Here is a 21,811-nt window from a genome sequence, read left to right on the forward strand (position 1 = left end):
GCTATACCTGGTCCGCGGGGACGTCGACGGTGATGCCGTCCTGGGCGGTTCCGACGGTGATCTGGCAGCCCAGGCGGGAGCGGTCGGTGCGCTCGGCGGTGGTGCAGTCCAGCATCTCCTCCTCGTCGTCGGAGATCCCGAGCAGCGCATCGGCGAATTCGGGGCGGACGTAGACGTGGCACGTGGCGCACATGGCCTGGCCGCCGCATTCGCCGACGATCCCCTCGACGCCGTTGGACACCGCGGCGCGCATCAGCGTGGTCTCCTGCTCGACGTCGAGCGTGGTCTCCTCGCCCGAGGGCTGGACATAGGTAATGGTGGGCATGGTGGTTCTCCTGGTGGTGCTGGTGCTGAAGGGGTCGGGGTCGGTGCGGGGGTCAGTCCCAGAGGACGGGCATCTTGACCAGGCCGCGGAAGACCCAGCCGGCGTCGACCGAGGCGCTGTCGGGGTCCAGGCGCAGGCCGGGCAGTTCGGCGAAGACGCGGGGCATGGCGACCTGGGCGACCTGGGCGCGGGCGACCCAGGTGCCGGCGCAGAAGTGCACGCCGCCGCCGAAGCCCAGGTGCGGCTTCTTGGGGCGGAAGATGTTGAATTCCTCGGGGTCCACGAAGACCTCCGGGTCGCGGTTCGCGGCGCCGAGGACGACGCCGAGGCGGTCACCGCGGTGCAGCTGGATGCCCTCGAGCACGGTGTCGGCGGTGGCCTCGCGCGGGTACATCCCGATGGGGGCGACCCAGCGCACGGATTCCTCGAACGCCTTGGCGTGCAGCGACGGGTCCTGGTGCACGGCGGCGAGCTGCTCGGGGTGGTTCAGCAGTGCCCAGACCGTGGTGCCCAGGACGTCGCGGGGTTCGTTGAGGCCGCCGCCGATGGTCATCTTCAGGTTGGCGCGGATGGCCTCCAACGGGATGGGCAGCGAGGCCAGGCCGGAGAGCAGGGACTGGTCGGGGTTCTCGCGCAGGTAGGGCAGCATCTCGTCGATGGCGGCGTCGACCTCGGCGGAGGAGGTCTCGCTCTCGGCCCAGACCGCGGGGTCGTCGGCGTAGTTTCCGGTGCCGTTGATCATCGTCTGGCTCCAGCGCTGCATGTCCTGCTGGCTGGCGTTGTGGAAGCCCATGACCAGGCGCAGGTTCTCGGCGGCGTACGGGGCGGCGTAGTCCCAGATGAAGTCGGAGCCGGGGCCCTTGGCCTTCAGCTCGCCCATGAACCGCTCGTGGTTGGCCTCGAAGATCCCGGTCCAGTGCTTCTTGATCGTCCCGGGGCGCAGGGTGGAGCCGTAGGAGTCCCGGTCCACCTGGTGCTCCGGGTTGTCCTTGCGCAGCATCGAATGGCCCATGGCACGCTTCATCAGCGATTCGCGCTCATCGGCGGAGAAGGTGGCCTCGTCCTGTTCGATGGTGTGGCAGGCCTCGTAGGACACGACCATGAAGCGGTTGACCGCCGGCACCCAGTGGACCGAGGCCTCCTCGCGCAGGCGCCGGTAGATGGGGAATGGGTCGCGGTGCAGGTCCTCGATGGTGACCCAGTCGGCCACGGGGGCCTCGCGGGTATCCCCTGCGCCACCGGTGGAGTGGCTGGCCGGCACCTGGGACATCAGGCGCTGCAGTTCGGCCGGGTCGGTGGGCAGCTCCCCGGTGAAGGGGCAGCCCGCGGTGGCCGTGGCGTCGTTGCTGGTGGCGGTCACGAAAACTCCTGGTGTCGCTGGTGGCTGGCTAGGCTTCCAGTGTGACCGGCGGCATATGCACGGTAAAGTGCAATAAACAGCTCTATATCCACACTTGAACCGAGGTGTTTGATGCCGCGCTACACGCTGCGCCAATTGGAGTGCTTCGTCTCCGTGGCCGAACACGGAAGCATCACCGCTGCGGCGAACGCACTGCACCTCTCCGCCTCGGCCGTCGCCGGGGCCGTCAACGAGTTGGAGCGCGTCTTCGGCGCGCAGCTCACCGTGCGGCGGAAGGCCCACGGCGTGGCGATGACCCCCTCGGGCAGCTACGTCCTGGACCGGGCCCGCGGGATCCTGCATGCGGCGGAGGACCTTTCCCTGCACGCCGCCGACGCCGGGGGCGAGTTGCGTGGCACGCTCATGCTCGGCTGCTACCTGACGTTGGCCCCCACCGTGCTGGCGCGGCTCATCGACGAGTACTCGCGGCGCTACCCGCTGGTGGAGTTGGACTTCTTCGACGGATCGCAGCACGACGTCCAGGAGCGCCTGCTCACCGGGCGCATCGACCTGGCGGTCGCCTACGACATGTCTTTGCCGGCGGGCCTGGAACGGTTGCCCCTTTACGACGCGACGCCGAGCCTGGTGCTGGATGCCGCGCATCCGTTGGCGTCGAGGGAGTCGATCGCCCTGGCCGAATTGGGCGACGAGCCGATGATCCTGCTGGATGTGAACCCGAGCCGGGAAAACACCATGATGATGTTCTCCACCGCGGGGATCAGCCCGCGCATCCGTTTCAGGACCACCGATTACGAGGTCACCCGGTCACTGGTGGCCCGCGGCATGGGCTACGCCGTCCTGGTCCAGCAGCCCGCCTCCTCGCAAAGCTACGAGGGCCGGGAACTGGTCGTCCGGCCGATCAGCCCGGCCATCCGCCGGATCAACGTCTCGCTGGTCTGGCCCGCGCCGGTGCAGCCCTCGCGGTGCGCCCGGGCCATGGTCGACCTGGCACGGGAGCTCTACGCGGAGGGCGCTCCCGCTTCCTGACGCGACGGCCTGCCCGAAAACGCCACCCCGAGGAACGCGAAGGCCAACGCGCCAAACGGCGACAACAGGAGCCCCTCCCGGACCCCCGAGAACCAGGCCACCACGGGCACCGCGACGGTGACGCAGAGCAGCAGGACGGCAACCACCGCCGGGACCGACGCCGGGTTGAGGCCACAGCCCGTGGCCAGCGACGCCAGGACGATCCACGCGCCGACCAGCCACAGCTTGGCCGTGCTCTCCGGCGTCCCCGCCATGATCACGGCCACCCCGGCCGCGACGGCCACCGCGACGGCCGCGAAGAGGCGTCGGTAGGCCGGTAGTGCTGGCTGCTGGGTCATGATTCGGCCTCCTGCCGGTCGGGGGATCAGGTCAACTGGTCGAGCCGGTCCCAAAACGCCGCGCGCAGCGCCCTGCGGACCACCTGGATGTCGGTTTTCCATTCGCCGATCTGCTGGGCGCAGTCCTTGAGCAGCACCCGGTCGATCTCCGGCGGCAGCAGCGGACGATCCGCCTGCAGCTCGATCAGCTCGCGTTGGGTCGTGTTGGCGTACCAGTTGTCGGCCACGCTGGCGCCCACGGTGCCCACGGCCGAAAGCAGGGCGCTGTCACCTGCCTCAGGGTGCCCGGACGCCGCCGGCGCCTCGCGGGCGCCCTGGTGGTTTGCCGGCACGCGCGGCAGTACACCGGTCGTACCGGGAACGTGGGCGGGGCCGGGACCGGGCCCAGGGCCGGGACCGGGCACGGGGCGGGGCATCGGCGCCGCCGGGGAGAGGGCCGGCGCTCCCGCAGGGTCCGTGTCCGGGTGGCCCGTCGAAGCGGCCCCGGCACCGGCTGCCACCCGGGCACGCGAGGCGGGATCCGCCGTCGTACTGGTGTGTGCCCCGGCGACCACCTCGTGGAGCGAGTGCACTCCGGGACCGGGCAGCGGTCCGGTGGTCACCGAGCGGGTGAAGGTCGATTCAAGCAGGTCGGCGGGCAGTTCGGCGATCCCGTCGACACACAGCGCCAGGTGTTCGGCCACCGAGGCCAGTCCGATGCGGGTCTCGGGCTTGCGCAGCCCGATGAGCTTGACCTGCACGCCGAGGTCCTGGGCCTCCTCGACGGCTTCGGCCAGGTCGTCGTCGCCGGAGACGAGGTAGACCACCGAGACCGCGCCGCTGCGGGCCAGGCCCACCAGGTCCAGCGCCAGGCGCAGGTCCACGCCCTTCTGCTCGCCGCTGTAGGAGATCCGGCCGAGGCGGACCTTGACGCCGTCGACCATGCCGATGCGCTTGTGCTGGTCGGTGAACAGGCCATCGCGCGAGGCGTCGTACCAGTAGGTGCGCAGCAGCGGCAGCCCGCAATCCTCCCGGGCGATGGCGGCGATCCCCTCGACGAGCTGCTCGTAGCCCACCCGGAAGGCCGAGCGCAGCGACGTGCCGGCCGTGTGCTGCCCGCCGACGGCCAGGAGGAACCCTGCATCCACGAAGATCGCGCTCTGAGTCGTCATGAGTGGAATCCTACGTGGCGCCGTCGGGCCGTCGGCGGGACCGCGCGGCTCACATGATCCCGGCGAGCAGCATCGAATCGCCGAGCCCGTCCCAGCGGCCGGTCAGCTGGCCCTCGTCGCCCGTGGCCGGACGGGGCGTGAAGTAGACGGCCAGCGATGCGGTATCGGTGGTCAGGATGCACACGGCTCCCCCGTCCGGGGTGTCCTCGACCGCCGGGCTGACCGTGGTGACCTCCGGTTCCTGGCTGTCCGGGTCCCCGAACCCATGCACGACGACGGTGCTCGTCTGCGGCACGAGGGTCCCGTCCGCGTCGAGGAACACGTCGGCCCCGGACTTCCCGCGCAGGATCGTGCTCGCCAGCGCCTGCGCGTACACCCGGTCCCCGGTCGCGTCGTAGATCCAGCGGTGCCCCAGCACCGAGTGCTCCATCTCCCCGGCCAGATGGTCCTCCGCGCCTTCCAGCGGCTCACCGCGGTAGGTCAGCGGGACCTGCAGGATCCGCCCGTCGGAGCGGCGGACGATGTGCGTTTCGATGCCGATATGCTCGTCGGGGTCGTCGAACCGGAAGGCGCCGACCAGCTCGATCGCCTCGCCCTCGGAGACCCCCGACCACGGCTGGCGGGCGAGCCAGGAGGTGATGACGTCCTGTTTGCCGGGTGTGAGCTGTGCGCGGTAGATGATGGCCATGGCTTCACCTTAGGTCAGCAGCGCTCCGGGCGGGAGGGGTTGGTTCCGGCGCAGCCGCAGGTAGCCTCGGGGGATGACGAGCCTCGACCTGCTGGCGGGCCCCCGCGGCCGGCGGTTCTGTCTGGCCGCGGTCACCGGGTTGTCCGATGACCTGTGGTCGCTGTCCCTCCGGTCCGCGTGGGACCCCGGCAACGCTTCCCTGCGCGCCGAGCTCTGTGCGGCCATCGGTTCGCACGAGGTCCTGCGCTCCATCTCGGAGGCGCCGGACGCCGCACTGCTCACGGCCCTGGCCGATGCCGTCGACCGTGCCGCCTACTGGCAGCCGCCGGACGAGACCGATGGCTTGGCTGCAATCCCGGCGATGCTCACGGCCCTGGGGCCGGTGGCCGACATCCTATCCGGCCGGATCGCCGGGTCCTGGTGGTCCTCCGGCATCGGGGCCGGAAGCCAGCGCGCCGTGCAGTGGATCGACGAGTCCGACATGCCCGCACCGCAGCTGTCCGGCGCCACGGGGCGCGTGGCCGACTGGCACCGGCGGACGGTGGAGTCGGAGCGGGCGGCCTCCCGCTGGACCCGCTCGTTGAAGAAGCGGCCCGGCAGTTCCTGGTGGTCGACGCCGGCGCTGTCGCAACTGGTCCACACCACCCGCTCGCTGCCGGGGCTCGGTGCCGCCGGCCTGCTGCTGGTGGAGGACGGTGCGGGGTGGGATCGGGCCCGGGTGTGGCCGCTGGCGCCGGTCCCCTCGGCCCGCATCCTGGAGATCCGCGGACCGGCCGACTGGGTGGATCTGGTGGAACGGCACCCTCTGGAGGTGACGCAGACGTGGCGGAAGACGGCGTGGGAGACGACCGGGATCGATGGCACCTGGCTCATCCCCGACTTCGCCGCCGTGGCCCGCGAGTACGACGGCGTCCACCTCACCGTGGCCGGATACCTCACCACCGCGGGCCGGCCGCTCGATGCCGGCAATGGACGGACGATCCTCGCGGGCTGGGACCCGGACGCCACCTACTGGCTCGCCGACGTGTTGCGTCCAGCTGGCGATCCCGTCGAATGGACGAATCCGGTGGTGGGGACGACTCCCGAATGGTCCCCTACAGCGAGATGATGCCCTGGCCCATTCGAAGCTCCTCCATGGGCCCAGCAGGGCAGGCGGGCATAGAATCACCACACCGACCGCCATCCCGGAGGACACCATGCCCGTACCCGATCTCCGCCCCGGCTCCCCGTGCTGGATCGACCTGATGACCTCGAAGCCCGAACGCGCCCGCTCGTTCTACGCGACGCTCTTCGGCTGGACGTACGAGGCCGGCGACCAGGAAACCTATGGCGGGTACGTCCTGGCCTCCAAGGACGGCCACCTGGTCGCCGGGCTCATGGAGAACGACGGCGAGGCCGGCACCCCCGATGGATGGTCAACCTACCTGCGGGTCGAGGATGTCGACGCCACGGTCGCGACTGCCACCGCACATGGCGGCAAGGTCCTCCTGCCGCCGATGGACATCCCCGCACAGGGACGCATGGCGATGCTGCTGGATCCCGCCGGCGCAGCCGTCGGCGCCTGGGAGTCCGGCGCCCACACCGGGTTCGGCGTCCACGGCGACACCGGGGCACCGGCCTGGCATGAACTCCACGCCCGCTGCTACCCCGACACGGTCGAGTTCTACCGGAAGGTCTTCGGCTGGGAAGCCGCCACGATGTCGGACACGGACGAGTTCCGCTACACGACGGACCGGTCCGGGCGCACGGCCTCTGCGGGCATCCTGGACGCCACGGCGTTCCTGCATGCCGGCTATCCCGCCGCCTGGCAGGTCTACTTCCAGGTCGAGGACGCCGAAGCGGCCATCACCCAGGCGCTCGGCCTCGGCGCGAGCGTGGTCGACGCACCCCGGGATTCCCCATTCGGCCGCGTCGCCTCGCTCTCCGATCCGACCGGGGCCTCGTTCAAGATCATCGAGCCACCGCAGCACGGCTGACCCGCCGGAACGCCTTCGGACCCGGAACCCGTGGCCTCGATCCCGATGGCGAAGAAGCGGTGCCATCACCCCGCTGCCCGGAGGCTGGTCACTGTCCTTCCCCCGCCGCTTCCGCCGACTCTGGCGGTCGTCCGGGCAACCCGGCGAGGCGTTCGATGGCGCTGAGACCCGCATCGTTCCCGGGCCAGTGCCGCCGCAACGGCGCCGGGCCGGCGGAGCGGACCACCAGGCGAAGGATCCAGGCAACGACCAGCACGTCGTCGGCGTAGCCGATCACGGGGATGAAGTCCGGAACCAGGTCGATCGGGCAGACGAGGTACAACAGCAGCACGACGACCAGGATCCGCGGCGTTAGCCCGGTAGCCCGGTCGCCGAGGATCCGCTTCAAGAGGACCAGCAGGTCGGGAACGAAGCGCAAGGTATCCCGCAGGCCCAGCACCCCCGGATGGCGCCTGGCATAGGCGAGCATCGCCACCAATGCCACCAGGTAGGCGAGCGCCAAGGCGCCGATGGCGCCCCCGAGTGCTTCGGTCCACGTCATGAGCCCGCGCCGGCCGGCTGCCGGGTGATGCACCGCCTCGGAGTTCCCGGGGTGCTCAACTGCTGTGTCGGCCGTAGCTGAGCAGCATGTTGCCCTTGCTGGTCTGTTGCGAATCCTGCAGCACCAGCCGGGTCACCGGGTCACCGGATTCGAAGAGGTGCTTGCCCGCCCCGGCGATGACCGGGTGGACCATCAGCAGCAGCGAATCCAGCAGCCCGGCGAACAGCAGCTGCCGGACCACCGAGATGCTCCCGCACACGGAGATGTCCCCGCCGTCGGACTGGCGCAGTTCACAGACGAAGTCCTCCAGCGGCGCCTGGATGAGCGTGGAATTCTGCCAGGCCAGTTCCCCGGTGAGCGTGCGGGAGGCGACGAACTTCTCGACGGGGTTGATGAATGAGGCGAACGGGTCCTCCTGCCCCGCGTTCGGCCAGTATCCGGCCCACTCCTCATAGCTGCGGCGTCCCAGCAGGACGGTGTCGGTTTGCGTCATCATGGTGCCCATGCCCGCACCGAGTTCCTCGTCGAAGCTGTCGAACTGCCAGAGGTTCGGTGACTCGACGACTCCGTCGACCGATTGGAAGAGTCCGGTCTTGACCTCGCGCATGCTGCCTCCCTCAAGAAATCGTGGACTGTCGCCGTTCCTGCTCGATCATCTGCGGGGACGCGGTCGCCGTCAAGGCGCGGCAGGCCGGAGTACTTCGCGACCGCGCCTGGCAGCGTGCCGTGCGCACGCCACAGCGCCACCGAATCGCCACTGTCGTCGAAGATCGAGGGGCGGCATGCTTGTCGTACGACGTCGGCGGTTTCCTCCGATGCACTTCTGGGCAGTGGCCAGCCTCCAAGCTGCCGATCGTGCCCGACCCCGCGTGCAGAGCCGCGGGAAAATGGTGCTCGAGGCTTCCTCGCCGGACGGGTATGCGCTCTTCCTTCCCCCGCCGGGCCGATCTAGGATGACACCACGCGCCTGCCCCTGCAGCCGCGATGTGGCACCGGCCCGCGGCAACGTGGCTCGGCGGATGGCCCATCTGGAGGTGGTCCATGCGGTGGCCCGCCGGGCTTGCCGCACATTGCCGCCCGATTATCGGGTTCATCCCTGGTGCCCACAGCGCGACGGGGAGACGTAAAGGATCTGGTCCCATTGCCCCGCACCACACCACCTCGAATCCTCACGCTGCTCGGCACCGCACTTGCGGCGTTGGCCCTGGCTGGAGCCGGCATGGCTCCGGCCCAGGCCGCCGCCCCGGTCGCCGTCGACGCATCCCTCACCCCAGCCTCCGGCGGGCGGGTGCACCCCACCCATCGGCATACCCCGGACGTCCAGTACGTCAACCTCGGTGATTCGTTTTCTGCCGGTTTCGGCTCGGGAACACTGAGGGCGGGTCCAATCCCGGGTTGCTTGCAGGGAACCGGCCCATCCCATGTCACCCGGCTCGCCTCACTGCCCGGGGTGCATCTGACCGTCGACGCCTCTTGCGCGGGGGCCACCCCCGAGGACATCACCGCCATCGCTGGTGCCGTCCGAACCCAACTGGCAACGGCCGACCTGGTGACCCTGACGCTGGGTGGCAACGACCTGGACCTCGCCGGACTGATCACGGCCTGCAGCACCCTGGGAAGTGACGCGGCCTGCCGGCAGGCCCTCGCTATGGCCCGTCAGACGCTGCCGTCCATCACCGCCTCGGCCAGGACCACGCTGCGCCGGATCGACGCCTCGACCTCCGGCCGCATCCTCGTGCTCGGCTACCCCCGGCTCTTTTCACCGCAATACGGCGACAACGACTTCGTCACCGCCCGGCACGCCCGGCAGCTGAACCGAATAGCCGACGGACTGAACCGGGCCGTCCGGGCCGCGACGCGCCGGACCCACACCCGGTTCGTCCCGGTCGCCGGTCCCTTCAACCGGCATGGCCTGGGCTCGCCAACTTCCTGGATCTACTTCAACACGGCCAATCCGGGCGACCCCTTCAACATGCACCCCACCACCACCGGCTACCTGCGGGGCTACTACCCGGCAGTGCTGCATCGGGCCGGATTGCACCACCGGGTCCGGTGACGGACCGTCCGCCCGCGTCCGGGAAACCCAAAGCGGGCGGACAGTCATCCTGCGCCCTTCCGGAAGCGCGTGAGCCTCTGGATTCCGGGGATTTTCGGCGTATTCTGGAAGTGTCAGGACAACTTGTGGGTTCGACGAGGAGGTCATCATGAGCATGTTCAGACGGCATCGGACACATGGAAAGATCACGGCACCGGCGGCACGTGCAGCAGCGGCGGCGGCCAAGACACCGGCAACTCCCATATTCAAGTACCGGATCAACGAGGATCTCGCGAACAAGCTGGCGACGAGAGCCTACGGGCTGGGACCCGATGGACGGCCCAACATCCCCCGGATGCCGCTGAGCGGATAGGGCCGGGCCGCTGGCCGCGGCCCTATCCCCCGAAGCTGCTGATGATGAAGGCGGCCAGGAAGCCCAGTGCGGCAATCAGCCCGGTGAGCAGATGGTGCTCCTCGAACGCCTCGGGAATCATCGTGTCCGCGAGCATCGCCAGTATCGCGCCCGCGGCCACGGCGGTAATGAACGCGACGAGCCCCTCCGACGCGTTCTGGAGGGCGGCATATCCCACGAGCGCGGACAGGCCCGAGATCAGGGCAATGCCACCCCACACGCCGAAGACATACCCTGCGCTGCGTCCTGCCTTCTTCATGCCGGCGGTGCTGGAGAGCCCCTCGGGGACGTTGGAAATGAAGACGGCAGCCAACATGGCCGGGCTCACGGCACCACCGCTGACCAGACCCAGCCCCAACACCACCGACTCCGGAATGCCGTCCAGCAGCGCCCCGATCGCGATCGCCGTGCCGCTACCGGGATGCTGCTGTTCGGAGGGCTGCTTTCCGCCGGAGCGCTTCCGGTGCTTGGCCCCGCGCCGTTCCAACACGGCGTTGGCGCCAACGTAGACCAACGCCCCGGCCAGGAATCCGCCGGCGGTCGGCCACAGACCGCCCCCGTTCGCCGCCTCCTCCACCAGGTCGAAGGACAACGCGGAGATCAGCACGCCGGCGCCGAAGGCCATGATGGAGGACACCAGTTTGGCCCGGATCGTCCAGGTCCAGGACAGCGCCGAGCCGACGACCAAAGCGGCACCGGCGATCGTCCCCCACATCCAGGCCAGCAGCCACATGGGCACGGTGTGCCTCCTCCAACGAAACGGGTGTCTTCTACCACCAACATAATGTCCAAGTGACCGGCCAACAACGGTCCGTGCGCCATCGACCCCGGCCACCGGTCCGGCGCATGAACCCGAGACACAGTGCACCAACTGCGCAATACTGAAAACACCGGGGCAGGCATCGCCAACCCATCCCGCGGTCAACGCAGGATGGGTTGGCATCCGTCGGCCCCGCACCGGAATCGAGCAAGGGAGTGGATCAATGTCCGACGCACCAAATCCCGTCGAATTGCAGAAGGCCCTGGGCGGCGTCGACTATCCGGCCTCCGTCGCGGACCTGGTGTCCGCGGCCGAACGCAACAGGGCAGACGACTCGGTCCTGGACGCGCTACGTGGACTTCCTGACCAGGAATACGCCAGCCCGGTCGAGGTCAACGAGGCCTTCTCCAATGAGAACTGACCACCACGCTTGAGAACTGACCACGGCGCTGTGCTCGCGCCGTTCGGGACGATCGAAGGAGAATCATGAAGGCACTGTCCCTCACACCAGGAACCAAGGATTCGCTCTCGCTGCAGGACGTGGACGCCCCGGAGGAGTCCCAGGGCAGCGTACTGGTCGAGGCACTGTCCATCGGCCTGTGCGGCACCGACAAGGAGATCCTCAACGCCGAGTACGGCACGGCACCCGAGGGAAAGGACCGGCTCGTCATCGGGCATGAGAACCTCGGCCGGGTCAAGGAGGCCCCCGACGACTCCGGGTTCTCCGCTGGGGACCTCGTCGTCGGAATCGTCCGCCGACCGGATCCCGTCCCCTGTGCGGCCTGCGCCGTCGGCGAGTGGGACATGTGCCTGAACGGCAAATACACCGAGCACGGCATCAAGTCCCTCGACGGATTCGCACGGGAGCAGTGGCGCGGAGATCCCGAGGACATGGTCAAGCTGGACTCGTCCCTGGCCGAGGTCGGCGTCCTGCTGGAGCCGACCACGATTGTGGCCAAGGCCTGGGAACAGATCGAGCGGATCGGCTCGCGGGCGTTCTTCGATCCGCACGTCGTCGCGGTCACCGGCGCCGGCCCGGTCGGCTTGCTCGCCGCGTTGCTCGGGGTCCAGCGCGGATACGAGGTCCATGTCTTCGACATCGTCGACGAAGGCCCGAAGCCGGGGTTGGTCAAGGACCTGGGGGCCACCTTCCACACCGATTCCCTGCCGGATTCGGGTCTGGAACCCGAGATCATCGTGGAGTGCACCGGGGTCCCCTCGGTGATCGTCGATGCCATCGCCAACAACGGGAAGAATGCCGTCGTCTGCCTGACCGGCGTGTCCAGCAGCGGCAAACAGACCCCCCTGGACGTGGGCGCGATGAACCGCACGGCCGTGCTGGAGAACGACGTCGTCTTCGGCACCGTCAACGCCAACCGGCGGCACTACGAGCAGGGAGCCGAGGCCCTGGCCAAGGCCGATGCGGACTGGCTCGGACGGCTGATCACCCGACGCCACCCGATGAAGGACTACGCGACGGCGTTCGAGCACCGCGACGGCGACGTGAAGGTCGTCATCGACGTCGCCAAGCCCTAACCCCAGAGGCTTCCCTCGGAGGCCATGGAGGCCGAACGCATCTCGGCGTTGATGTTCTTCAGGTGTGCCCGCATCAACTCGCCGGCTGCCTCGGCGTCCCCTGCCTCGACGGCAGTGAAGATCTTCTCGTGTTCGGCTTGTTCCTGCTCGGTGGACATGTAGGACTGCAGCGCCGGAAGCACGTGGTGCGCCCGGGACGTCTCGTCCAGGACCTGCCGCAGCACGTCGAACGCCCGGCCGTTCCCCCCGGCCCGAGCCAGGGTCAGGTGGAACTGTTGCGCTTGGCCCATGGCCTCCAGCGGCCGGTTCCGTAGCCGGGACTGCTCGTCGAGGAACCGGCGGAGTTCGCCGATGACCGCCGGGGCGCAGGCCCGGGCAGCCGCTTCGACGGCGTGCGGCTCCAGCAGCATGCGCAGGTCCATGATCTCCCGCACGTCCTGGAAGTCCATCGTGCGCACCATGTAGCCCTTTTTGGGCAGGACGGTCACCAGGCCCCGTGCGGCCAGCAGCTGCAGGGCCTCGCGGACGGGCGTCTTGGAGAGGCCGTATTCCTGCGCCAGCGTCCCCTCGAAGACCAGCTCCCCTGGGGCATACCTCCCGGTGAGTATGCCCTCGCGCAGCCGGTGATACAGGGTGCCGGGTGGACTCGATGGCGTCATGCAAGCATCATTCCACACGGGGACCTGTGATCTCTTCCACAAATATGTTAGAAATATATTTGATTGGCCCGGACCAAGCACGCACTGGATTCCCGGGCCGGAAGACAACCACGACCAAGGGGGACTCGTGACTGGGAACCATCTTCCCGACGCCGGACCCGCGGCACGCGCCGCCGCGTCCAGGCCGTCGCTGCGCAAGGCCATGACGGCCGCGATCATCGGCACCGTGATCGAGTGGTACGACTACGGCCTGTACGGGGCCGCAGCCGGGCTCATCATCGGCCCGCTCTTCTTTCCCGAGGCCATCTCCTCGGCGGCCTCGCTGGCGGCCTTCGCCACCTTCGCCGTGGGTTTCATCATCCGCCCGCTGGGAGGGGTGGTCATCGGCCACGTCGGGGACCGCTTCGGCCGCAAGCCGGCGATGCTGCTCTCTGTCATCCTCATGGGCGCCGCCACCGTGTGCATCGGGCTGCTGCCCACGGCCGTGGCAATCGGGGCGTGGGCTCCCTTGTTGCTCGTGGCCATGCGGTGCCTGCAGGGCTTTGGCGCCGGAGCCGAGCTGGCCGGGGCCATGACGCTGGTCGCTGAGTATGCGCCCGCACGGCGCCGTGGCTTCTACACCTCCCTGGTGCTGGCCACCCCGCCGGCGGGCATCGTTCTGGCCACTCTGTCGTTCTTCCTGTTCTCCCGGCTGCCCGACAACGGGTTCATGGCATGGGGATGGCGTGTGCCCTTCCTCTTGTCGGCGGCGCTCTTCTTCGTGGCCATCTACATCCGCAAGAACCTCGACGAGACCCCCGCCTACCAGAATGCCCTCGAATCCTCGCAGCGGGCCGCGCAGGCCAAGCTGCCCCTGGTCGAGCTGTTCCGCAGCAACACCTCGGGCGTCGTGCTGGGATTTCTTTCGATCACCGGCCACAACGCCCTGAACTACATCATGGCCGCCTTCGCGCTGAACTTCATGACCAGCCCGGCGGTGGGCGTGCCGGCCAGCGACGCTCTGCTGGCGGTGACCATCGGTTCCGTCTTCGGCATCCTCGGCGCGCCCGTCGGCGGCTGGGCGAGCGACCGCTTCGGCGCCAGCCGTGTCATGGCCTTTGGCGCGGCCGCCGGGCTGCTTTTCGCCTTCCCGCTTTTCGCCGCCTTGGAGAGCGGAAGCACCCTGCGGGCGACGATCGCGATCGCCGTCGGGTACGGCTGCGTGATCGGCGCGACGTCCGGTTCGCAGGGCGCCTTCCTGACCAACCTCTTCCCGACGGCGTCGCGCTTCTCCGGGGTCGCCGTCGCCCGCGAACTCAACGGCGCACTCGTCGCCGGCTTCAGCCCGCTCATCGCTCTGGCCCTCATCACCTGGGCCAACGGAGCCAGCTGGGCCGCTGCCGCCTACCTCTCGGCCTGCTGCCTGGTCTCGCTCGTCGCTGTGCTGGCCGCCCGCGGACGGGGCAACCAGGCCGCTGTCGAACCCTCCGGCCATGGCGCGGCCGTTGCATCCACCGCGTCACGCGACCCGAAAGCCTGATCCGCCCCGCGGGCACTCCGACCTCCGCATTTCCCCGAAGGACCGTACATGCAACGCAATTTCCCCCAGTTCTCCGAGCTGCGTCCGCTGATGAAGTTCGAACGCCCCAGCCTGGGCTTCCGTGCCACCCGACTGGCCCGGGCCGCCGACCTCTGGGACCTGCGGAGCATCGCCCGGCGCCGCACGCCGAAGCCGGCCTTCGACTACGTGGATGGCGGGGCGGGCCGGGAAATCACGCTGCAGCGCAACCGCCGGGCCTTCGACGACGTCGAACTGCGCCCGGCGATCTTGGCAGGACATCCTGCCGTGGACCTGTCCACCACCATCGCCGGTGCCCACTCGGCCCTGCCGGTGGGCATCGCCCCCACCGGATTCACCCGCTTCATGCACAGCGAAGGAGAAGAGGCCGGAGTCGGCGCTGCTGCAGCCGCCGGCATCCCCTACACGCTCTCAACCATGGGCACGCGTTCCATCGAGGAGGTCGCCGCCTTCCAACCGAACGCACGGCGATGGTTCCAGCTATACCTGTGGAACGACCACGACGCCTCGCTCGAACTGGTCAACCGAGCCGCTGCCGCCGGTTACGACACCCTGATGGTCACCGTGGACACCGCCATCGCCGGGCAGCGCCTGCGCGATGTGCGCAACGGCATGACCATCCCGCCTCGGCTGAACGTCAAGACGTTGCTCGACGCCTCCTACCGGCCCGGGTGGTGGTTCAACTTCCTGACCACGGATTCGTTGAAGTTCGCCTCGCTCAGCGGCACCTCGCATGCGCTACCGGAACTCATCAACTCGATGTTCGACCCCACCCTGTCGCTCGAGGACCTGCGCTGGCTGCGCTCGGTGTGGCCCGGCAAGCTCTTCGTCAAGGGGGTGCTGACCGCCCAGGACGCCCGCAAGTCCCTCGACGCCGGTGCCGACGGCATGGTGGTCTCCAACCACGGTGGACGTCAGCTGGACCAGGTCCCGGCCAGCCTGCACGCTCTCGCGGAGGTCCGCGCCGAGGTGGGTCCCGACGTCGAAATCATCCTCGACTCGGGCATCATGTCCGGCGGGGACATCGTCGCCGCGCTGTGTGCCGGGGCGGACTTCACGTTGATTGGCCGCGCCTACATGTACGGGCTCATGGCCGGGGGCCAGCAAGGGGTCCTGCGCGCTTTGGACCTCTTGGCGGAGCAGATGCGCGTGACCATGACCCTGCTGGGCGTCTCCAGCATCGCCGAGCTCGGCCCTCAGCACCTGCGGGCCGATCCGCGCGGCACGGCGGAGCGGGCTACAGCCCGTTTTTGACGGCCAGGACCTTCAGCGCCGCGTCGTCGATCTTCTGCCGGAATTCCGGGTCGGCCTTCGCCTGGGCGACGAGGCCGTCGGCGATGTAGGGGATGGCCTTCTGGTCCACGCACAGCATCATGGTCCCCCCGGCGTCGAAGAACTTCTTCGCGCGGGTGGCGTACTTCCAGTCGCGGAATTGGACGGCGTCGCACATGTCGTCGGAGATGACGATGCCCTCGAATCTCTGGTCGCCGCGCAGCATGCCGTTGATGACCGTGTCCGAGAAGGCCGCCGGGTGGTCCGGGTCGATCTTCGCGTAGTAGGCGCTCGAGAGCATGACGAAGTCGATGCCGGCGTCGATCCCGGTCTGGAAGGGCCGGAGCGAGGCGTCGTCGCGCGTGGTGGCGGTGTCGGTGACCCCGTGCGAAACGTCCGTGTTGCGGCTGACCTTCCCAAGGCCCGGATAGTGCTTCATGACCGGGTGCACCCCGGCGGCCTCCATGCCGGCGGCAAAGGCCGAGGCCCCCGCGGCCGCGCTCGCGGCGGTGTGCCCGTACTCGCGGCCGAAGGCGCCGATCGGGGCGTTGGCCGTGCCGATCGAGGCCGGGACGGTATCGGCGACGGGGGCGAGGTTGACGTTGATCCCGGTCGCGGCGAGCTCCTTCCCCCAACCGGCGGCCCGGCGCTGCAGGACGTCCGGATCCCACGAGCCCTGGGTGATGCCTGCCGGGATCCGCGTGTAGCCCGGGCCCTTGAGGACCTGGACCTGGCCGCCTTCCTGGTCGGTGGAGATGAACTGCCCGACGCCGCCGGTGGTTTTCTCCGAGACGACGGATTCGATCTCCTCCACGGCGGCGGCGGTGGCGTCGAGGCCTGCCGAACTGCGGCCCTTGAGGAAGATGTTTCCCACGTGCTCCCGCTTCAGGATGGCCAGCCCGGAGGCGCCGGCACCGGTCGCCGGCACCCCCATCATCAGGACCTGGCCCACCCGCTGTTCCAGCGTCAGCCCCTCGAGGCGCTCCCGGGCCGCGGCCTGCACCGGATCCGCCACATCCTCCGAGGACGACGGCGATGCCGGGGCCGCTGGGCCGGTGGCACTTCCGGTGGGGTTGCCACTTCCGGTCGGGTTGCCGCTGCCGGAGGTTCCGGAAGATGAGGTGCCCGACGCCGGGGAACCGGGTTCCGGCGTCGTGCAGGCTGCCAGGGGCAGGACCGCGCAGATCAGCACGGCGGTGGCGGCATTCCTCAGGCGCTGTCCCATGTGGGCCCTTTCGGCTCGCTCCGGTGGACGCCGTGGTCGCGCCCCGGTGGCGGTTCGGTCGGTGCTTCGGTCGGTGCTTCGGTCGGTGCCAAGTCTAGTTCCGGTCCGGCCCCGTCCCGCCCATGCGGGCCAGCCGCGCGCCGAGGTCCTTCAGCGCCGGGGCCAGTTCCGGCGGGTCCAGCACGGTGGCCACGTGGCCGAGCAGCGCCACATGGAGGGCGACGAACTCCAGCGAGTTGCCCCCGGCGGTCAGGATGCAGGCGTCGTCCCCGTCGGCCTCCACGGCGGCCACGCTGGCGGGGATCTGCGAGCGGACGGTCCCGGCCGGTGCCGCGATCCGGATGCGCGCGACGTGGGCGTAGGGGTTCTGCGAGATGGCGGCCTGCACGAACCCGGCGGCATCGGGGGCCGCGCGGCGGGCGAACCGGAAACCGGTGGCGTGCACGGCGTCGATCCGGTCCAGCCGGAACGTGCGCCAGTCCTCGCGGACCAGGTCGTAGGCCATCAGGTACCACCGCCGCCCGGCGGAGACCAGGCGGTAGGGCTCGACACGTCGTTCGGCCGTGGGAGCGTCCGGTCCCGCCGGGGTGTAGGCGAAGGTGACCTGTTCGGGGGTGCGGATGGCGTGGGCCAGGGCCAGCAGCCGGGAGGAGGGGACGATGTCGTCGCCGCCCCGGGTGCCGTCGAGCGAGACCGTGGAGCCGGCCACGGCGTCCACCGAGGCCCGCAACCGGGCCGGCAGCATCTGGTCCAGCTTCGACAGGGCCCGCAGCGCCGCCTCGCCGACTCCGGCCACTGACCCGCCGGCGGCCAGACGCAGGCTCACCGCCACGGCGACCGCCTCGCCGTCGTCCAGCAGCAGCGGCGGCAGGGCACGGCCGGCTCCGAGCTGGTACCCGCCGCCCACCCCTTGGGTCGCCCGGATCGGGTAGCCGAGCCGGCGCAGGCGCTCGACGTCGCGGCGGATCGAGCGCGTGGTCACCCCGAGTTCGGCGGCCAGTTCGCTGCCGGTCCACACCGGACGCGACTGCAGCAGGTTCAACAGGCCCAGAACCCGTCCGATCGTCTCGTCCATGCGGCCAGCATCGCACAGGTAGCGGACAGTTCCTGTCCTATAGAGGTTGGAGACTGGACGCATGGACACCACCACAGACCCCACGGAAGCAGTCCCCGCCCCCGGCTGGACGCACCAACTGGCCGAACAGCTCTCCTGGCACTGGGAGAACCAGTTGCGGCCCCGGCTCGAGGGCCTCACCGACGACGAGTACCTCTGGGAACCGGTTCCCGGCTGCTGGACCGTCAGGCCCCGCGGCCAGGCCGGGCCCGATCTGCCCGGCGCCGTCACCGCCGGCGGCGGCGACCACGTCATCGACTTCGCCTTCCCGGAGCCGACGCCGCCGCCGGTCACCACGATCGCGTGGCGCCTGGCTCACGTGGTGGTCGGGGTGTTGGGTGCCCGCAACGCCAGCCACTTCGGCGGACCGGCAGATTCCTACGAGTCCCACGGTTACGCGGGCACCGCGGCCGGTGCCCTCGCCCAGCTCGACGACGCCCACGACCGCTGGATCGCCGGGGTCCGCTCCCTCGACGCTGCCGCGCTCGCCCGGCCCTGCGGCCCGGCGGAAGGCCCGTTCGCCCACCTGCCGATGGCCACCCTGGTCCTGCACATCCACCGGGAGGTGATCCACCACGGCGCCGAGATGGCGCTGCTGCGCGACCTGTACCTGCACCGCAATCTGCCCCGCCACCCGCACGACGACGACTGACCGACGCGCACGCCCCCACCCACCCCCTGTCGAAAGGACACACCATGCCCGCCATGCCCGGCCCCGTTGCCGACGAGAAGACCTCTCTGCTGGCCTACCTGGACCAGCAGGGCCAGAACCTGCGCACCGTCGCCTTCGGGCTCACCGACGACCAGGCCCGGTCGACCCCCACCGTTTCCTCGATGTCCATCGGCGCGCTGATCAAGCACGTCACGGCCTGCGAGGCGAGCTGGGTGGAGCGCATCGCCGCCGCACCCGGCCGCCCGGCATCCGATGCCGTCCCGTTCGAGGAGGCCGTGGCGCTCTATGCCGGACAGTGGACCATGACCGGGGAGGAGACCCTGACCGGGCTGCTCGCCGCCCTCGACGACCAGCAGGCCACCACCCGGGACGTCGTCGCCGCGGCCGACCTGGACACCGCGGTGCCGGTGCCGCGCAGCGCCCCGTGGTTCCCGCGGGACATCGAGGCCTGGTCGGTCCGCTGGGTGCTCGGGCACCTGATCGAGGAGGAGGCCCGCCATGCCGGGCATGCAGACATCCTGCGCGAATCCCTCGACGGGGCCACCTGGTTCGAGCTCATGGCCGCGGCCGACGGGCTGCCGGAGACCGCCTGGCTGAAGCCGTGGTCGCCCGCGGCGGCCCCGCGGTAGGGACCCGCAGGGCCGCACGTTGATTACACGTTGGCCAGGACCGCGACCACCATCAGCGCGGACAGGCCCAGGAACGGCAGGCACAGCACGGCGTTGAGCACCCGGTGCTCGCTGATGATGGCGACGAACTCACGCAGGAACGCGCTGGGGACGTAGTAGCGGGCGGTGGGAGAGCCCACCACCTGGGCATCGACGTCGTACTTGCGGGCCAGCAGCGCGGCGCGCAGCACATGGTAGTTGTTCGTGACCACCAGCTGCGCGCCGGGCCGGCCCGCCTCCTCCTGCACGGCCCGGGAAAAGCGCAGGTTCTCCCGTGTCGTGCGGGCCCGGTTCTCCGGCACGACGTCGCCGGCCGGGATCCCGGCCCGGCGGAGGTATTCGGCCATGCCCTCGCCCTCGGGGCGGCTCTCGTCGGCACCCTGCCCGCCCGAGGGGATCAGCAGCGGCTTGGGCTCGGGCGCGTCCCGGTACAGCTCCACCGCCTTGTCCAGCCGGCTGGCCAGCAGCGGCGGCACCGTCCCGCCGATGAGCCGCGAGCCCAGGATGGTGATCGCCGCCGGGGCGACGTCGTGCTCCATCCGCCCGTAGGCGATGGCGTAGGCCAGGAAGATGACGAAGACGACCCCGAGGTAGCTGCACAGGAAGAACAGCAGGAACGCCAATCCGATGGCCAGCGGGTTCAGCGAGACGACCAGGTACAGCGCGATCACCGGCAGGGCGAGGATCGCGGCCCCCAGCAGCAGGGTCAGCAGGTTGCCCGGCCGGCGGCCCTCGCTGCGCAGCATGGTGATCCCGTTGGCGATGAGGAACCCCGCCAGCACCAGCACCGCCAGCGGCGCCAATGCCAGGACGGCCAACCAGAGGTACTCCAGCGGAGGGAACCACTGGATGAGGATCTGCAACGCTCCCCCGACGCCGAACCAGATCGCGGCGACCAGCACCACGCCGTTGCGCAGCATCCTCCGGTCCTTGCGGCGCAGCCAGAGGTAGAGAACGGCGAGCAGGGCGGCCAGGATCAGTGAGGTCACGCTTCCAGCCTACGCAACCGCCCCACCCCGCCTGGGGCACGGGCAACGCAGCTGGCGCACCCGCATAGAATGGGCCCGTGCTGCAGACCGCCGGCCCCGGGCCCACCATCGAGTCGCTCTACTACTACCCCATCAAGGGGCTGAGCCCGCAGCGGCTGGACGCGGCCACCCTGGCCTCCGGGCACGGCATCGCGCACGACCGCAAATACGCTCTCGCCCGCGCGGACGGCCGCTACGTCCCCGGCGCCCGGCAGGACCTGGGCAAGCGCGAGTTCCATGTCCTGATGCGCGAACCGGCATTGGCCGGGGTGCGCAGCGAGTACTTCCCGGACATCGATACCGTGGAGCTGCGCTCCATCGCGGGCATCTCCACCGCCCTTCCCGGCGCAGGGCACGACGGCGGTGCCGGGCACGACGGCGGCCCCCTCCTGCGCGCGGACCTGTCCACCGCTGCGGGCCGGGCCTCGTTCACCGCGTGCATCGCCACCTTGCTGGGGCTGCCCGCGGACAGGCAGCCGGTCTTCGCCGAGGAGCCCGGACGCCGCTTCCCGGACCTGCTGCGCAGCGACGACCCCGCGGACATGCAGGCCGTCTCGATCATCAACCTGGCCTCGGTGCGCGAGTTGGCCCGTGCCGCCGGGATGGAGGTCGATCCGCTGCGCTTCCGCGCCAACATCTACCTCGACGGACTCGAGCCCTTCGCCGAACGCGACTGGCTCGGCAGCGAGTTGGCGGCCGGAGGTGTCCGGCTGGACGTGTTCAAGGAGATCGCCCGGTGCGCGGCCACCGAGGTCGGCCTCGATTCGGCGCGGCGCGACCTGCCGGTCCTGACGACGCTCCACGAGGCCTTCGGCCACACCAACATGGGCGTCTACGCGCACGTGCGTAGCGGCGGCACCCTGGTTCCGGGCACCGCCGTCGTCCTGGAGTAGATCGATAGGCCCGCACTGCTTCCGGGATCCGCAGGGCCTCGCGGGATGGATCCCGGGGACTGCTTGTGGTCGCCGCCCGGACGGCCCATGATCGGTCACATGGACAACAAGGAACGGACCCGGAAGATCATGGACGCCCTGGCGCGCGCCGGGGACCGGAGGCCGTTACTCGACGCGATGGCCGTGGACGTCACCTGGCGGTGGATGGGCGTGGACAGGTGGTCCAGGACCTTCGAGGGCAAGGGCAGCGTGCTGAACGAATTGTTCGGCGGAGTCGATGCAACCCTGGCCGATGCGTCCAGGGGCCACATCCACCGGATCTTGGCCGACGGAGACCAGGTGGTGGTGGAACATGTCGGGCGCAGCCGGACACCTGACGGCCACCCGTACAACAACAACTACTGCTGGGTCCTCACGTTTACCGGCGACCTCATCACGGAGGTCCGAGAGTACATGGACACCCAGCTCGTCAACGACACCTTCGGCGCCGATCCGTCTGACAGTCCGCACGATGCGCCGGGACGATAGCCGCCGCGGGCTCCCCGGACCGTCCTGCCGGCTCCGCTGACGGCG

The 21,811-nt window shown here is 69.8% G+C and carries 25 protein-coding genes; 13 read left to right on the top strand and 12 right to left on the bottom strand.

The genetic code is table 11. The annotated features are described in order from the left end of the window. Window position 1: 1 nt before the first annotated feature. Window positions 2-325, bottom strand: a complete 324-nt coding sequence (locus AB8M85_RS10825; RefSeq protein ID WP_372698824.1) for a 2Fe-2S iron-sulfur cluster-binding protein — start codon at window positions 323-325, stop codon at window positions 2-4. Window positions 326-377: 52 nt separating this feature from the next. Continuing rightward, window positions 378-1,685, bottom strand: coding sequence for a cytochrome P450 (locus AB8M85_RS10830; RefSeq protein ID WP_372698825.1), 1,308 nt, complete (start codon window positions 1,683-1,685; stop codon window positions 378-380). Window positions 1,686-1,796: 111 nt separating this feature from the next. On the opposite strand from AB8M85_RS10830, the gene AB8M85_RS10835 reads away from it, so the two are divergent. Beyond that, window positions 1,797-2,711, top strand: a complete 915-nt coding sequence (locus AB8M85_RS10835) for a LysR substrate-binding domain-containing protein (RefSeq protein WP_372698826.1) — start codon at window positions 1,797-1,799, stop codon at window positions 2,709-2,711. Here AB8M85_RS10835 and AB8M85_RS10840 read toward each other — a convergent pair. From AB8M85_RS10840 to AB8M85_RS10850, 3 genes are read right to left on the bottom strand one after another with little or no spacing between them, the layout of a single operon-like run. Then, a complete protein-coding gene (locus AB8M85_RS10840) occupies window positions 2,684-3,049 on the bottom strand; it encodes a hypothetical protein (RefSeq protein WP_372698827.1) in 366 nt (121 codons plus the stop codon). The two genes, AB8M85_RS10835 and AB8M85_RS10840, sit on opposite strands and share 28 nt — an antisense overlap. Before the next feature lie 26 nt (window positions 3,050-3,075). Beyond that, complete coding sequence (locus AB8M85_RS10845; protein ID WP_372698828.1) at window positions 3,076-4,200, bottom strand: NYN domain-containing protein; 1,125 nt, start codon at window positions 4,198-4,200, stop codon at window positions 3,076-3,078. Window positions 4,201-4,249: 49 nt separating this feature from the next. Further along, entirely contained in the window at window positions 4,250-4,888 is a 639-nt protein-coding gene (locus AB8M85_RS10850) for a hypothetical protein (protein ID WP_372698829.1), read from the bottom strand. 73 nt (window positions 4,889-4,961) lie between these two features. Between AB8M85_RS10850 and AB8M85_RS10855 the strand changes: the two genes are divergently transcribed. Together AB8M85_RS10855 and AB8M85_RS10860 are read left to right on the top strand one after the other, a co-directional pair. Beyond that, window positions 4,962-5,996 (top strand): hypothetical protein, encoded by a 1,035-nt coding sequence (locus AB8M85_RS10855; protein ID WP_372698830.1) that lies wholly within the window; start codon window positions 4,962-4,964, stop codon window positions 5,994-5,996. Window positions 5,997-6,084: 88 nt separating this feature from the next. Next, window positions 6,085-6,864 carry a VOC family protein gene (locus AB8M85_RS10860; protein ID WP_372698831.1) on the top strand — a complete coding sequence of 260 codons (780 nt, stop codon included), beginning with the start codon at window positions 6,085-6,087 and terminating at the stop codon, window positions 6,862-6,864. 88 nt (window positions 6,865-6,952) lie between these two features. Here AB8M85_RS10860 and AB8M85_RS10865 read toward each other — a convergent pair whose 3' ends face one another. Next, window positions 6,953-7,405 carry a YkvA family protein gene (locus AB8M85_RS10865; protein ID WP_372698832.1) on the bottom strand — a complete coding sequence of 151 codons (453 nt, stop codon included), beginning with the start codon at window positions 7,403-7,405 and terminating at the stop codon, window positions 6,953-6,955. Between the two features lie 55 nt (window positions 7,406-7,460). After that, complete coding sequence (locus AB8M85_RS10870) at window positions 7,461-8,012, bottom strand: dihydrofolate reductase family protein (protein WP_372698833.1); 552 nt, start codon at window positions 8,010-8,012, stop codon at window positions 7,461-7,463. Window positions 8,013-8,546: 534 nt separating this feature from the next. Here AB8M85_RS10870 and AB8M85_RS10875 point away from each other — a divergent pair. Together AB8M85_RS10875 and AB8M85_RS10880 are read left to right on the top strand one after the other, a co-directional pair. After that, window positions 8,547-9,461: an SGNH/GDSL hydrolase family protein gene (locus AB8M85_RS10875; RefSeq protein WP_372698834.1), complete on the top strand. Its 915-nt coding sequence runs from the start codon at window positions 8,547-8,549 to the stop codon at window positions 9,459-9,461. Window positions 9,462-9,609: 148 nt separating this feature from the next. Beyond that, on the top strand, window positions 9,610-9,813 hold the full coding sequence (locus tag AB8M85_RS10880; RefSeq protein WP_372698835.1) for a hypothetical protein: 204 nt from the start codon (window positions 9,610-9,612) through the stop codon (window positions 9,811-9,813). Window positions 9,814-9,835: 22 nt separating this feature from the next. Here AB8M85_RS10880 and AB8M85_RS10885 read toward each other — a convergent pair whose 3' ends face one another. Further along, the gene (locus AB8M85_RS10885) at window positions 9,836-10,591 is read right to left on the bottom strand and encodes a ZIP family metal transporter (protein WP_372698836.1); all 756 of its coding nucleotides are present in this window, start codon (window positions 10,589-10,591) and stop codon (window positions 9,836-9,838) included. A 244-nt stretch (window positions 10,592-10,835) separates the two neighbouring features. Here AB8M85_RS10885 and AB8M85_RS10890 point away from each other — a divergent pair, with 244 nt between their 5' ends. Together AB8M85_RS10890 and AB8M85_RS10895 are read left to right on the top strand one after the other, a co-directional pair. Further along, entirely contained in the window at window positions 10,836-11,033 is a 198-nt protein-coding gene (locus AB8M85_RS10890; protein ID WP_372698837.1) for a DUF2795 domain-containing protein, read from the top strand. Window positions 11,034-11,098: 65 nt separating this feature from the next. Continuing rightward, on the top strand, window positions 11,099-12,148 hold the full coding sequence (locus AB8M85_RS10895; protein ID WP_372698838.1) for a glucose 1-dehydrogenase: 1,050 nt from the start codon (window positions 11,099-11,101) through the stop codon (window positions 12,146-12,148). Here AB8M85_RS10895 and AB8M85_RS10900 read toward each other — a convergent pair. Continuing rightward, window positions 12,145-12,807: a GntR family transcriptional regulator gene (locus AB8M85_RS10900; protein WP_372698839.1), complete on the bottom strand. Its 663-nt coding sequence runs from the start codon at window positions 12,805-12,807 to the stop codon at window positions 12,145-12,147. The two genes, AB8M85_RS10895 and AB8M85_RS10900, sit on opposite strands and share 4 nt — an antisense overlap. Before the next feature lie 127 nt (window positions 12,808-12,934). On the opposite strand from AB8M85_RS10900, the gene AB8M85_RS10905 reads away from it, so the two are divergent. Both AB8M85_RS10905 and AB8M85_RS10910 read left to right on the top strand, forming a co-directional pair. Continuing rightward, window positions 12,935-14,326, top strand: a complete 1,392-nt coding sequence (locus AB8M85_RS10905; protein WP_372698840.1) for an MFS transporter — start codon at window positions 12,935-12,937, stop codon at window positions 14,324-14,326. A 48-nt stretch (window positions 14,327-14,374) separates the two neighbouring features. Continuing rightward, window positions 14,375-15,619 carry an alpha-hydroxy acid oxidase gene (locus tag AB8M85_RS10910; protein ID WP_372698841.1) on the top strand — a complete coding sequence of 415 codons (1,245 nt, stop codon included), beginning with the start codon at window positions 14,375-14,377 and terminating at the stop codon, window positions 15,617-15,619. Here AB8M85_RS10910 and AB8M85_RS10915 read toward each other — a convergent pair. Continuing rightward, a complete protein-coding gene (locus AB8M85_RS10915) occupies window positions 15,603-16,862 on the bottom strand; it encodes a glycoside hydrolase family 3 N-terminal domain-containing protein (RefSeq protein ID WP_372698842.1) in 1,260 nt (419 codons plus the stop codon). The two genes, AB8M85_RS10910 and AB8M85_RS10915, sit on opposite strands and share 17 nt — an antisense overlap. Before the next feature lie 94 nt (window positions 16,863-16,956). Further along, the gene (locus AB8M85_RS10920) at window positions 16,957-17,937 is read right to left on the bottom strand and encodes a helix-turn-helix transcriptional regulator (protein WP_372698843.1); all 981 of its coding nucleotides are present in this window, start codon (window positions 17,935-17,937) and stop codon (window positions 16,957-16,959) included. Between the two features lie 61 nt (window positions 17,938-17,998). On the opposite strand from AB8M85_RS10920, the gene AB8M85_RS10925 reads away from it, so the two are divergent. Together AB8M85_RS10925 and AB8M85_RS10930 are read left to right on the top strand one after the other, a co-directional pair. Continuing rightward, a complete protein-coding gene (locus AB8M85_RS10925) occupies window positions 17,999-18,628 on the top strand; it encodes a DinB family protein (RefSeq protein ID WP_372698844.1) in 630 nt (209 codons plus the stop codon). A gap of 44 nt (window positions 18,629-18,672) precedes the next feature. Then, window positions 18,673-19,278 carry a DinB family protein gene (locus tag AB8M85_RS10930; protein WP_372698845.1) on the top strand — a complete coding sequence of 202 codons (606 nt, stop codon included), beginning with the start codon at window positions 18,673-18,675 and terminating at the stop codon, window positions 19,276-19,278. A 23-nt stretch (window positions 19,279-19,301) separates the two neighbouring features. Here the strand turns inward: AB8M85_RS10930 and AB8M85_RS10935 are convergent, their stop codons facing one another. Beyond that, window positions 19,302-20,306 carry a YdcF family protein gene (locus AB8M85_RS10935; RefSeq protein WP_372698846.1) on the bottom strand — a complete coding sequence of 335 codons (1,005 nt, stop codon included), beginning with the start codon at window positions 20,304-20,306 and terminating at the stop codon, window positions 19,302-19,304. 77 nt (window positions 20,307-20,383) lie between these two features. On the opposite strand from AB8M85_RS10935, the gene AB8M85_RS10940 reads away from it, so the two are divergent. Both AB8M85_RS10940 and AB8M85_RS10945 read left to right on the top strand, forming a co-directional pair. Continuing rightward, window positions 20,384-21,238, top strand: coding sequence for an MOSC domain-containing protein (locus tag AB8M85_RS10940; RefSeq protein WP_372698847.1), 855 nt, complete (start codon window positions 20,384-20,386; stop codon window positions 21,236-21,238). A 99-nt stretch (window positions 21,239-21,337) separates the two neighbouring features. Further along, a complete protein-coding gene (locus AB8M85_RS10945) occupies window positions 21,338-21,766 on the top strand; it encodes a nuclear transport factor 2 family protein (RefSeq protein WP_372698848.1) in 429 nt (142 codons plus the stop codon). The last annotated feature ends 45 nt before the right edge of the window (window positions 21,767-21,811 follow it).

Origin of the sequence: Arthrobacter sp. JSM 101049, from assembly GCF_041679245.1 — a bacterium.
Classification (GTDB): Bacteria; Actinomycetota; Actinomycetes; order Actinomycetales; family Micrococcaceae; genus Arthrobacter_H.

Coding starts and splice junctions, on each gene's coding strand:
- AB8M85_RS10915 (WP_372698842.1), bottom strand. CDS start 16,862: ATGGGACAGCGCCTGAGGAATGCCGCCACCGCCGTGCTGATCTGCGCG.
- AB8M85_RS10920 (WP_372698843.1), bottom strand. CDS start 17,937: ATGGACGAGACGATCGGACGGGTTCTGGGCCTGTTGAACCTGCTGCAG.
- AB8M85_RS10900 (WP_372698839.1), bottom strand. CDS start 12,807: ATGACGCCATCGAGTCCACCCGGCACCCTGTATCACCGGCTGCGCGAG.
- AB8M85_RS10895 (WP_372698838.1), top strand. CDS start 11,099: ATGAAGGCACTGTCCCTCACACCAGGAACCAAGGATTCGCTCTCGCTG.
- AB8M85_RS10835 (WP_372698826.1), top strand. CDS start 1,797: ATGCCGCGCTACACGCTGCGCCAATTGGAGTGCTTCGTCTCCGTGGCC.
- AB8M85_RS10925 (WP_372698844.1), top strand. CDS start 17,999: ATGGACACCACCACAGACCCCACGGAAGCAGTCCCCGCCCCCGGCTGG.
- AB8M85_RS10860 (WP_372698831.1), top strand. CDS start 6,085: ATGCCCGTACCCGATCTCCGCCCCGGCTCCCCGTGCTGGATCGACCTG.
- AB8M85_RS10840 (WP_372698827.1), bottom strand. CDS start 3,049: ATGACCCAGCAGCCAGCACTACCGGCCTACCGACGCCTCTTCGCGGCC.
- AB8M85_RS10825 (WP_372698824.1), bottom strand. CDS start 325: ATGCCCACCATTACCTATGTCCAGCCCTCGGGCGAGGAGACCACGCTC.
- AB8M85_RS10850 (WP_372698829.1), bottom strand. CDS start 4,888: ATGGCCATCATCTACCGCGCACAGCTCACACCCGGCAAACAGGACGTC.
- AB8M85_RS10890 (WP_372698837.1), top strand. CDS start 10,836: ATGTCCGACGCACCAAATCCCGTCGAATTGCAGAAGGCCCTGGGCGGC.
- AB8M85_RS10865 (WP_372698832.1), bottom strand. CDS start 7,405: ATGACGTGGACCGAAGCACTCGGGGGCGCCATCGGCGCCTTGGCGCTC.
- AB8M85_RS10930 (WP_372698845.1), top strand. CDS start 18,673: ATGCCCGCCATGCCCGGCCCCGTTGCCGACGAGAAGACCTCTCTGCTG.
- AB8M85_RS10845 (WP_372698828.1), bottom strand. CDS start 4,200: ATGACGACTCAGAGCGCGATCTTCGTGGATGCAGGGTTCCTCCTGGCC.
- AB8M85_RS10870 (WP_372698833.1), bottom strand. CDS start 8,012: ATGCGCGAGGTCAAGACCGGACTCTTCCAATCGGTCGACGGAGTCGTC.
- AB8M85_RS10880 (WP_372698835.1), top strand. CDS start 9,610: ATGAGCATGTTCAGACGGCATCGGACACATGGAAAGATCACGGCACCG.
- AB8M85_RS10945 (WP_372698848.1), top strand. CDS start 21,338: ATGGACAACAAGGAACGGACCCGGAAGATCATGGACGCCCTGGCGCGC.
- AB8M85_RS10855 (WP_372698830.1), top strand. CDS start 4,962: ATGACGAGCCTCGACCTGCTGGCGGGCCCCCGCGGCCGGCGGTTCTGT.
- AB8M85_RS10910 (WP_372698841.1), top strand. CDS start 14,375: ATGCAACGCAATTTCCCCCAGTTCTCCGAGCTGCGTCCGCTGATGAAG.